This is a genomic window from Staphylococcus sp. EG-SA-10, from assembly GCF_017151945.1.
Taxonomy (GTDB): Bacteria; Bacillota; Bacilli; order Staphylococcales; family Staphylococcaceae; genus Staphylococcus; species Staphylococcus aureus.
In genome coordinates this window covers 20,597-29,131 of record NZ_JACVZJ010000027.1, presented here as the reverse complement: position 1 = coordinate 29,131, position 8,535 = coordinate 20,597, and the positions used below count along the sequence as shown (strand labels likewise).

Here is an 8,535-nt window from a genome sequence, read left to right as displayed (position 1 = left end):
TACACATAGGCGCACTTGTCTCCTTTAGTTTGGGTTTGGTCACTTTAAATTATAGAGGCAATTGCGCTTTTTGTGTATTAAAAAAAGCAGGAAGTTTTACCTTCCCACCATAAAAGATGAAGAACCTCTTTAAATGACTTCGATTAATCTATCTCCTCCAATTTTTAAAACTTATTTCAATTAAATCTCAAATATTAATAATTCGTATAGTTTAAAACTATCTATTCAATTCCCCTAAAATAAAAGGGATTGATGAAAAGCCATTCAGTTTTTCATCAATCCCTTTTAGCATAATTACGAACTACGTCATACTATCTACAATAACCATTTCATCATAATTGATGGCTTCTCTTAGTTTTAACGCTGTACCTTCTGATACTTCATCTGTATCAATCAACTCACGTAAAATGCGTCGTTGTTCTCTCAATGCATTTAATTTAATTTTAGTAATCGTATCTTCACTTGCTGAGTTGAAGAAATTAGACGGTGTTAAGTTTTCAATTCGCATTAAATAACCGTCACAAACCATTCCAACTTCAAGTGTATTATCTTTTGTTGTTTCCTTAGACAAACGACTAACCACATTATAATGGACTAATTTATTAATTTTATTTAATTCCATTAAGTTATCCGTAACACTAAGTGAAGATGCCGAGTTCACTCTCGTTTGTACTCTTCGTTTTAATAAAGCACCTCGTAATAATACAATCATTCTTCTTATTAATGATGCTTGTCTATATACCTGTGTTCTTTCAGCATAACGCATATAGTTTTCAAGTACACTATTCGTTATTTGTCCTTCATCTACTAAAGACTCTAATGTTTTTGTTTCTACATTAAAAGCAATTTTTTGTAGACGTTCTAATTCTTTAGAGTTTTCATCATCTTTCTCTACAGTTTTTAAAAATGCTAATTTGTCATGATATTCTTTAATCACGTTACCATATTTAAAACTTGTTTCGAAAGTAGATTTTTGATTTAGATAATCAATAACTTGTTCTAATATATAAATTCTAGCAACTTTAAACGACATATTGCCAATTACTGTTTTAGGTGCAGGTTTCGTTAATAATGGCAATAATACTTGCGCAACTACCAAACTAATAATAACCATACCAGATGCAATAAATAATAAGTCGTTTCTATACGTAAAAGCATGATGACCTGCTAAAAAATACGGTAACGTTAATGCGATTGCTAAAGAAATTGTTCCATGCACACCACATAACGTCATAATTAAAGCGTATAAACTTCGCTTTGGTGGTTTCTCAGTTGTTGGATTATCATCATCATTTTTAGTCATCATTTTTTGGAATGGACTGATGGCTAAATAAAAATAAGGATATAAGACATAAACCCAAACAAATCTAAATAGATAGACAGCTAAAGCAACAACAATAGTGATGCCTATTAAAAAGATTAAATTGTGCGGTTCTGTTTTGATAATTTTAATAATAACTTCAGGTACTAAAAATCCTAATATTGAAAAAACAAAGCCATTTAAAACATAACCTAGTATATTCCATGTATGATTGTAACTCATTTGCAGTTGTGTTCGTACTTGCATAATTCTGTCACGTTCGAAACCATGTACAAGTCCTGCAACTACTGCTGCAATGATTCCTGATGCGTGAAACAATTCAGCAATTAAATATGTAACAAATGGTGTTAACAATTGAATAATTGTAAACATATTAATGTTTTCATATCCTCGACGCATCAATGTTAATCGGAACCTTACTAATGCCATACCTATAAGTAAACCAACCACTGCGCCACCAATTGATGCAATTAAAAACAACTGAACAGCATCAACAAGTGAAAAAGCACCTGTAACTAATACTCCAACAGCTATTTTAAATGAAATAATACCAGCAGCATCATTCAATAATGACTCACCTTCAAGAATTGTCATTGCTCCTTTTGGCAAGACCTTTCCTTTAGTGATTGCTTGCACTGCTACTGCATCAGTAGGACAAAGAATGGCAGCAATTGCAAATGCTGCTCCAATAGGTAAATCTGGCCAAATCCAATGAATAAATAAACCGACACCTATCACAGTAGTAATGACTAATCCTAATGCCATCATCATCACTGGCTTAATATATTTCCTTAAATGGACTCTAGAAACATTAACACCTTCTACAAATAACAAAGGCGCAATCATTGTTACCATAAACAATTCAGAATCAAAATTAAATTGAACAGGGATTGGGGTAATAAATAGTAACATGCCCAAGAAAATTTGTATAAATGCTAGGGGTACTTTAGGTATGAAAGTATGGACAAACGAACTTAGTATCACAACAGCTATAAATATAAGAATTGTTTCAAATATTTCCAAACTTTCACCTCTCTAAAAAGTATTGTTTAATTGAAAATTAAGTATCACATCTCGTTGTAATTATACTTTAGAGGATAAATTGAGTTAGAGACCACAAAAGCACTTTAATATAGATATATGTCTACGATTGCAGTACTTAAATTTGCAATTATTTAATTTTATTTTATCACTAATTGTTTGTATAAATAAACAACTTGCTTTCACATAACAACATTAACTTATAATACAAAAATGAGCACCTTAAAATCGACTAGCCAATTTCAAAGTACTCTTTTAATGATTAATTTTGAAAGCAAATCTTCAAAAGCATTGTTATGCTTAACAATTTAGCCAACACTTCAATCGTTTTGATACCATTTCTTACGATGCTCTTCTCGTTTTTTAGCACGTAATTGTAATGCTTCTGTAGAGTTTTGTTCATTTGAACTTAATAATATTGATGCATGTGTGTGATCATCATTTTTTCGATACATATAAGCGCCGTTGCGATAAGCAGCGCGAGCGACTAAGTGCATGCCGACGGGTGAAGTTAAATTAATAAAAACAAGTGACAGTAATAAACGCACACTGAAAAATCCTGTATTCACAATAAAATAAATTAATACACCGATTAAAGTTAATAACACGGATAAAGTCGAACTTTTTGTTGCAGCATGACTTCTTAAGAAAACATCTTGGAATTTCACGATACCTATTGCACTAATAAGAGCAATAAAACTACCTAACAACAACATCACAGCAGCAATAAGACTAAAGATTTCTTTTGTTATTTCCATTAAACACATGCCCCCCACCAATAAAGCGTGATATTGAAACTGAACTTACAAAAGATATAATGGCAATGAGCATGATTGAATCTAAGAAAGAAACGGTGCCCATAAGTACACTTAACACACCCACAATTGACATTACGACAGCACTTGTTGTATCAAATGTAACGACACGATCTGCTGTTGTAGGTCCCTTGATTAATCTAAATAAACAGATGATTAATGCAATTCCAAAAATAATGAGTGAACTAATAATCATAATATGTGTTATTGTTTGTATCATCGCGACACCTCCAATATTAAGTCTTCATAATGCTTAATACTTCTTAACAAACTATCTTTTTCTTTTTCTGACACGTCGATACTATGAATAAAAAACTTTTTAGAGTCTTGAGAAATTCGTATTACTGTAGACCCTGGAGTTATAATAATTAAAATTGTTAAAAATGTTATTGCCCAGTCACTTGTTAGTCTTGTTTCATATGAAAGTAATCCAGGGTTCATATCTTTTGTTTTAAAAAGAATATAATTAATCGTGCTAATGCTAGATGTTATTAATTGATATAAATAAACACCTAAAAATTTAATAGCTACCCAAATTTTTCTAACATAAAAATCATCGCTGAAAAACCTGTGTAATATATAAATGACAATTAAACCAATTAAATATCCAGAAAAGAAAGTCGAGAATTTAAAATGATCTTCATCTTGAAATAATACCCATAAGAATGCAATGATAATATTTAAAACTATTTGATTCATTTAGTCCTCTCCTTTCAAATGCGGATTTACAAGTTTTTGATATAATTGATCCCTCGTGTTCAACTCAGTTGCATCACTTGTAACATTTAACACAACAGGCGCAGCAATTCCGATTGCGATAACCACAACTACTAAAATACTTAAAATTCTTTTTCGATATAGTGGGATTTTCTTAAAATTAACTTCCTCCCCATCTTTATCTCCAAAATACATATAAAAAAGTATCCTAAATAAACTGTACATTGCAATTAGACTAGTAATAATCATTAACGCTAGTCCAATATAATTGCCATTTTGTAATGCACCTTGGAAAATAAGTACTTTTCCTGGAAAACCACTAAATGGGGGCACGCAGCCAATAGCAAAAATCATTATAATAAACGCAACTCCAAATAAAGGTTCTTTTTTAGCTAAGCCATTCAAATATTGATATTGTCGATAGCCTGTAATGTAAACTAAACTACCAATAATAAAGAATAGCAATGTTTTTACAACAATATCATTTACTAAATAAAATATTGCACCATTAATACCTGCAAACGTGTTTGTTCCTAAACCTAAAATGATAAATCCTATTGAGATTATGACTTGGTAAGCTGCAATCTTTTTAATATCTTTATAAGCAATGACACCTATAGCGCCGATGACCATAGTTATAGCAGCCATAGTTGCTAGCAATGGATGTATGAGATCATTATGTTGATCAAATAGTAGAGTAAAGAATCGAATTAATGCATAGGCCCCTACTTTGGTCATTAACGCTGCAAATAATGCCGCAAGTTCAGTATTTAACACAGCGTAGGCTTTCGGTAGCCACATAAAAAGGACCAGCGCTGCTTTCGCACTAAATGCGACTAGGAAAATTAATGAAATCATTGTTACAGTGCGATTATCTCCCATATCATTCAAACGCATTGCAATATGTGAAAAGTTTAATGTACCTACTGTTTTATAAAGTAAACCTATACCTAATAAGAATAGCCATGAACCAATAATATTCAAGACAACATAAATAATTGCAGCACGTAATTGTTCTACAGATTGTCCAAGTGTAATGAGTACAAATGACGCTAGTAACATAATTTCAAACATGACGTATAAATTAAATAAATCTGATGTTAGAAAAGAGCCTATCACGCCAACGCTTAAAAATAATATGAACGATGGCAAGTGATAACGATTTGCTTTATGTTCGCCACGCCCAAATCCGTATGCCATAATTAAAGTAATCACAAACGAAGCGGTTGTAACCATAATTAAACTTAAAGAATCTCCTAAAAACTGTATACCAAAGGGCGCTGACCATCCTCCAAAGTCTAGCGTAATTGGACGGTGACGCTGAACATAAATTAATAGCATTAATGAAATAATTGTGGTGATAGTCATTGTACCTAAGTATAAATATTTAGAAATACGGTCATTATTTTTTAAAAATACAAGGATTAAGGCACAAAGGAATGGTAATAACATTGGTAAAATCAATAAGTTACTTAGCATCATCTTCCCCCCTTAGGCCTTCGATTTCATCTTCTTTTGTTACTTTATAAGTTCTATAAACAAGTACAAGTAAAAACGCAGTCATCCCAAACCCTATAACTATTGCAGTTAGTACAATAGCTTGTAACAAGGGATCAACAAACAATTGGTTTCCACCAGTTATTAATGGTTCTGATCTACTAGAACCATACGTTCCCATACTCATGATAATGAGATTACCGGCATGAGTATATATTGAAATTCCGATTACAATACGAATTAAATTGATTGATAAAATCATATATGTTCCTATAAACACTAAAAATCCTATAACTAGTAATAATATTAAATTCATGATCGACCTCCACTAAGCGACAACATCACTGTGACAATAACACCAACAACTGAGAATAAAATACCTAATTCAAAAAGTGTTATTGTACTTACATGAATTTGCCCTAAAATTGGAAGTATCCAAGTTGTTTCATATTGAGACAAAAATGGTTTTCCAAAAAACATAGGTATTATCGCAGTAATAGATGATACCAATGCTCCAATAATCATTAAAATTCTAAAATCAATCGGTAAACTTTCTAAAACCTCTTCAACATTAAAAGACAGAAACATTAAAATAAACGCTGAACTAAATATTAAACCACCAATAAAGCCACCACCAGGATTATTATGACCTGCGAAGAAGACATAGAATCCGAAAGTCAATAAAATAAATACAACAAGTTTCGTGACCGTTCTTAACACGACATCATTCTCTTTCATCTTGTCCCCTCCGATCTTGATAATTTAATAATGTGTAAATACCTAGCCCAGTAATAATTAACACTAATCCTTCAAATAATGTATCTAATGCTCTAAAGTCACCAAGTATCGCATTTACAATATTTTTACCACCTGTTAGTTTGTCAGCTTTTAAATAGAAGTCTGATATTGATGATAAACCATCTGTTTGTTGTGTAATAAAAATTAATGATACAACAATAAGTGCCATCAAGAGTGATACAGAAATTTTAATTATTTCTCTTTTTTTGTTAGCGTTAGATCTTGGCACGTTTGGTAATCTTGAAAAACTGACAATAAATAGTATCGTCGTTATTGTTTCAACTACTAGCTGAGTCAATGCTAAATCAGGGGCTTTCATTGCTATAAAGAATAAGGTCACAACAAAACCGATGACTCCATTTAAAATTACCATTGTCAGTCGTTGACGTATAAAAATTAAAGAAATACCAATTGTGACAGTTACGATTGCTAATATAATTTCTAATGCCCCAAATTCAGAAACATGTAACTGATGTACTTTAGGAAGTCCAATTCGAATATAACCGTATCCGATGATTACCATAAATATGCCCAGTGTCATAATAATGTATTGGTTTAAACGATCTTGCATAACACGTTTAAATCGCTTCGTAGCAAACTTTTCAAAATGTCGATATACCATCTCATAGCTTTTTGAAACTGAAATCTGTCTGATTTTACCTGTGAACACTTTTTTCCAATCTACTTTGATTGCTAGTACACTACCCAATAAAATAATGATGATGGTTAAAAGAAGCGGTATGTTAAATCCATGCCATTGCGAAACATGTGGTGCCAATTGATCAATTTGATGATTACCACCTGATACAGCTCTTAATGCTGGAACGATAATCCCCTTCCCAAATATATTTGGTACAAAAAAGATTACAGGTACTAGCACCATTAATATAAGAGATGGTAAACTAAACAACCATGGTTCGTGGATATTTTTTTTAGTAAAAACCTTAGAATCATATTTTGTCCAAAATACCTCTTTTACCATGTATAGTGCATATGTGAATGTAAAAACACTCGCAATAACACCAACAAACACGATAGCTATCATTGAAATCAAACTAAATTGGGATAATTGTCCAGTTTGTGTTAATGCATCTAAAAACATTTCTTTACTTAAAAATCCATTTAAAAATGGTACTCCAGCCATAGATAGAGCCGCTATCGTCATGACTAGATTCATTTTAGGAAATAGTTGACGCATTCCACTTAAAATTCGTATATCCCTTGAACCTGCTTCATGATCTAAAATACCTACTCCCATGAAAAGTGCACATTTAAAGATGGCATGATTCATTAGATGAAATAATGCTGCAAATAACACAAATACATAAATAGATGCTATTGCGTCTTGTTGGTGTTGAGCATATCCACCACCGATACCGACCATTGCCATAATCATTCCTAGTTGACTGATTGTTGAATACGCTAGAATTCCCTTTAAATCCCATTGTTTTAAAGCTGTGATTGAACCAAATAACATTGTAATTAAACCAACAAACGTGACGATATATATGTACATATTGCTAAGACCTAATAATGGTGTAAATCGAAGTAATAAAAAGATACCAGCTTTTACCATCGTGGCTGAATGTAAATAAGCACTTACAGGTGTAGGTGCAGCCATTGCTCTAGGTAGCCAAATATGAAATGGAAATTGTGCTGATTTTGTAAATGCACCTAATAAAAACATAAAAATCATAGGCATAAACAATCCATGATTCTTAATATGATCTGCTTGTCCTAATATGTCAGTGATGTTATTCGTTCCTGTCATGATATACAGCATAATAAAACCAACTAATAACGCCAACCCACCAAATACTGTAATCATAAATGATTGAATCGCACCAAATTGACTGTCACCATTGTTATACCAATATGAAATCAATAAAAATGATGATACACTCGTTAATTCCCAAAAAATGTACATCAATATCGTATTGTCTGATAATACAATACCAATCATACTGAACATAAATAACGTTAAATAAAAATAAAACCTTGGTAAATTGTCTTTTCGAGAGGATAAATATTGAGTTGCATAGAAGAATACTGCAATTCCAATAAGTGAAATAATAAGAGAAAACATTAAACTTAAACCATCTAAACGTAAATCTAAATTAATATCTAATGTCTTAATCCATGGAATAGAGGTAGAAAGATATTGCAGTTTAGCTACTGATGGTATTTGAATCATAAAATAGATAGATGAAATTACAGGTGCAATCAATGCTATGTACCCGGCATATTTAGCCAATGCTCTACGTTTAGACATTAGAAGTATCATCGCCATAATCACAAGTATGGCAATTAATAAATAAACCAAACTCATTATTAGCCTCCTTTGTT

The 8,535-nt window shown here is 31.8% G+C and carries 8 protein-coding genes; all 8 read right to left on the bottom strand.

Features of this window, described 5'->3' with window-relative positions:
• Nucleotides 1-301 precede the first annotated feature (301 nt).
• Entirely contained in the window at nt 302-2,344 is a 2,043-nt protein-coding gene (locus IDG45_RS12425; protein WP_000402172.1) for a cation:proton antiporter, read from the bottom strand.
• A gap of 338 nt (nt 2,345-2,682) precedes the next feature.
• Nucleotides 2,683-3,120, bottom strand: a complete 438-nt coding sequence (gene mnhG2 / locus IDG45_RS12420) for a Na+/H+ antiporter Mnh2 subunit G (RefSeq protein ID WP_000406615.1) — start codon at nt 3,118-3,120, stop codon at nt 2,683-2,685.
• Nucleotides 3,095-3,397, bottom strand: coding sequence for a Na+/H+ antiporter Mnh2 subunit F (gene mnhF2 / locus IDG45_RS12415; RefSeq protein ID WP_000616642.1), 303 nt, complete (start codon nt 3,395-3,397; stop codon nt 3,095-3,097). The genes mnhG2 and mnhF2 overlap by 26 nt, the downstream gene beginning before the upstream one ends.
• Nucleotides 3,394-3,876, bottom strand: coding sequence for a Na+/H+ antiporter Mnh2 subunit E (mnhE2, locus tag IDG45_RS12410; protein ID WP_001071971.1), 483 nt, complete (start codon nt 3,874-3,876; stop codon nt 3,394-3,396). Before mnhE2 ends, mnhF2 begins: the two co-directional genes overlap by 4 nt.
• A complete protein-coding gene (mnhD2, locus tag IDG45_RS12405; protein ID WP_206171640.1) occupies nt 3,877-5,373 on the bottom strand; it encodes a Na+/H+ antiporter Mnh2 subunit D in 1,497 nt (498 codons plus the stop codon).
• Nucleotides 5,363-5,707 carry a Na+/H+ antiporter Mnh2 subunit C gene (gene mnhC2 / locus IDG45_RS12400; protein WP_001048985.1) on the bottom strand — a complete coding sequence of 115 codons (345 nt, stop codon included), beginning with the start codon at nt 5,705-5,707 and terminating at the stop codon, nt 5,363-5,365. The genes mnhD2 and mnhC2 overlap by 11 nt, the downstream gene beginning before the upstream one ends.
• Nucleotides 5,704-6,129, bottom strand: coding sequence for a Na+/H+ antiporter Mnh2 subunit B (gene mnhB2 / locus IDG45_RS12395; RefSeq protein WP_000661912.1), 426 nt, complete (start codon nt 6,127-6,129; stop codon nt 5,704-5,706). Before mnhB2 ends, mnhC2 begins: the two co-directional genes overlap by 4 nt.
• Complete coding sequence (gene mnhA2, locus IDG45_RS12390; RefSeq protein ID WP_000060766.1) at nt 6,116-8,518, bottom strand: Na+/H+ antiporter Mnh2 subunit A; 2,403 nt, start codon at nt 8,516-8,518, stop codon at nt 6,116-6,118. The genes mnhB2 and mnhA2 overlap by 14 nt, the downstream gene beginning before the upstream one ends.
• Nucleotides 8,519-8,535 lie beyond the last annotated feature (17 nt).

What these genes read in the sequence shown, in the direction of transcription:
- mnhC2 (WP_001048985.1), bottom strand. Translation starts at nt 5,707, where the DNA reads ATGAATTTAATATTATTACTAGTTATAGGATTTTTAGTGTTTATAGGA.
- mnhB2 (WP_000661912.1), bottom strand. Translation starts at nt 6,129, where the DNA reads ATGAAAGAGAATGATGTCGTGTTAAGAACGGTCACGAAACTTGTTGTA.
- mnhE2 (WP_001071971.1), bottom strand. Translation starts at nt 3,876, where the DNA reads ATGAATCAAATAGTTTTAAATATTATCATTGCATTCTTATGGGTATTA.
- mnhF2 (WP_000616642.1), bottom strand. Translation starts at nt 3,397, where the DNA reads ATGATACAAACAATAACACATATTATGATTATTAGTTCACTCATTATT.
- mnhA2 (WP_000060766.1), bottom strand. Translation starts at nt 8,518, where the DNA reads ATGAGTTTGGTTTATTTATTAATTGCCATACTTGTGATTATGGCGATG.
- mnhG2 (WP_000406615.1), bottom strand. Translation starts at nt 3,120, where the DNA reads ATGGAAATAACAAAAGAAATCTTTAGTCTTATTGCTGCTGTGATGTTG.
- mnhD2 (WP_206171640.1), bottom strand. Translation starts at nt 5,373, where the DNA reads ATGCTAAGTAACTTATTGATTTTACCAATGTTATTACCATTCCTTTGT.